Source organism: Caballeronia humi, assembly GCF_001544475.1.
GTDB lineage: Bacteria > Pseudomonadota > Gammaproteobacteria > Burkholderiales > Burkholderiaceae > Caballeronia > Caballeronia humi.
Window position 1 is genome coordinate 1 of the sequence record NZ_FCNW02000160.1, and the last position, 1,757, is coordinate 1,757.

The window sequence follows — 1,757 nt, forward strand, 5'->3', positions numbered from 1 at the left end:
TCGAGATGGCTTGCCCGAGCGGCTACCTCTGCCAGGGCGACGCTTCCAGTGGTTTCCATGATTGCTTGCGGCGATGCTTATGAAACCTATGCGCGCGCTTCACGTCCTCACTGCCGCCTTTTTTATGGTATCGACCTCCGCTGCCCGAGCAGACACCACGGTCAAAATCGGCCAAGGTCTCGCCCTTAACCGACGAGCTCGCCCATATCGGCAAGGACGATGAGAACGGTGTTCGGCTTGCAATTGAAGACTTGAACAGCAAAAAGCTTCGTATCGGGGGGGCAAGCAGTCATCTTCGAGCTGGACTCCCAGGATGATGCGTAAGCGCCTAGAGGTGGCTTCGGGAATTCGGACAGTTCGTTGAGTGGAAAAGCTGGAGCGTGAGTCGGCCATAATGGCGGGCAACAAGGAACCAGAAGATGACGAAACGAAACCGACGGACCCACTCGCCAGCGTTCAAGGCAAAGGTGGCCCTGGCAGCGCTCAAGGGCGACAAGACGCTGGCAGAGCTGGCCCAGCAGTTTGATGTCCATCCGAACCAGATTACGGACTGGAAGAAGCAACTGCAGGAGCGGGTTGCCGATGTGTTCGACGCGGGCAACTCGGCGCCAGCGGCACCGCCAGTCGACGTGAAGGTACTGCACGCGAAGATCGGGCAGTTGACGCTGGAGAACGATTTTTTAGAAAGCGCGCTCAGCAAGGCGGGACTGCTGAGCGTAAGGCGATGATCGATCGTGATCACGCCCTGCCGGTGACACAGCAGGCGCGGCTGGTAGGCATCAGCCGGTCGAGCGCCTATTACCAATCGCGCGGGGTCAGCGAGGCGGATCTGAAATTGATGCGCCGGATTGACGAGCTTCACCTCGAGCATCCATTTGCGGGGGCGCGAATGCTGGCACGGCTGCTGCGTCGCGAAGGCATCAAGGTCGGGCGCAGACACGTCAGCACCTTGATGAAGCGCATGGGTGTCGAAGCGCTGTATCGCAAGCCAAACACGAGCCGCAAGCATGCAGCCCACAGGATCTGGCCGTACCTGCTTCGCAACCGGAAAATCGACCGGGCCAATCAGGTCTGGGCGCTCGATACGAGCTATATCCCGATGGCGCGCGGCTTCGTATATCTGACGGCTGTCGTGGACTGGGCGAGTCGTCGGGTGCTGGCACACCGGGTGGCGATCACGCTGGAGAGCTGCCATGCTGTCGAGGCGCTGGAGGAAGCGTTTGCGAAATACGGCCTGCCTGAGATCGTCAACACGGATCAAGGCAGCCAGTTCACCGCAACCGAATTCACCGACGCGGTGCTCAGCCGGAGCGTTCTTCTGTCCATGGATGGAAAAGGCGCCTGGCGTGACAACGTGTTCGTTGAACGGGTGTGGCGCAGCGTCAAATATGAAGAGGTCTATCTGAAAGCCTACGACTCGGTCAGCCACGCCCGCCGCTCAATCGGCAACTACCTGAGCTGGTATAACCAGAATCGGCCTCATTCCAGGCTGGCCGATCAGACACCGGATGAAGCATATTTCGCCACGCTGCCAGCGATAAAATCGGCAGCTTGATTGCCTCAGCGATTCCACTTAAAAACTGGCGGATCCTGTCCGAACGAATGAGGCCACCTCTCCTCACCGCGCTTGCAATTACCCACAACTCCAAGAGAAGTTATGTTAACCTCGCATAGATTAGTCATCCTATGGAAAGATAATGACTGGTAATGTGCGAGTAGATGACGAGGACTGGATCAATAGAGAGACGGCGGATAAC

General features: G+C 57.9%; 1 protein-coding gene and 1 pseudogene. Both read left to right on the top strand.

Annotated features, from left to right (window positions below):
- Window positions 1–88: 88 nt before the first annotated feature.
- Window positions 89–321: pseudogene (locus tag AWB65_RS37565) on the top strand (branched-chain amino acid ABC transporter substrate-binding protein); the annotation flags it as partial.
- 98 nt (window positions 322–419) lie between these two features.
- Window positions 420–1,555 (top strand): IS3 family transposase gene (locus AWB65_RS34720; protein WP_374728541.1). Its coding sequence is split into 2 segments (ribosomal slippage): window positions 420–684 and window positions 684–1,555, totalling 1,137 coding nucleotides; the frame shifts between segments, so codons are not numbered across the junction.
- Window positions 1,556–1,757 lie beyond the last annotated feature (202 nt).